Origin of the sequence: Pelomicrobium sp. G1 (assembly GCF_051905455.1) — a bacterium.
GTDB lineage: Bacteria > Pseudomonadota > Gammaproteobacteria > Burkholderiales > UBA6910 > Pelomicrobium.
The window spans coordinates 1-231 of the sequence record NZ_JBQACR010000670.1; the positions used below are offsets into that span (position 1 = coordinate 1).

At 65.8% G+C, this 231-nt stretch carries 1 pseudogene; it reads right to left on the minus strand.

Annotated features, from left to right (window positions below):
- A pseudogene (locus tag ACTFO6_RS20060) lies at positions 1-231 on the minus strand (hypothetical protein); the annotation flags it as partial.

Sequence of the window (231 nt, forward strand, 5' to 3'; positions counted from 1 at the left end):
CCGGCCGGTCGCCGTAGCGGATGGCCTCGATCATGAGTTTGCGCAGAGGCCGCCCCTCGAACTGGAGCTTGCCGAGCACGTCGAAGACCTTGCCGCCGAGTGCCGCGCGCGCCTCTTCGAGTTTCTCCAGCAAACGCCGATAGACATCTCCCTCGCGCGTTTCCTAGGCGACGAGGTTCCACAGGTGGCAGACCTCGGTCTGACCGATGCGGTGGATGCGGCCGAAGCGCT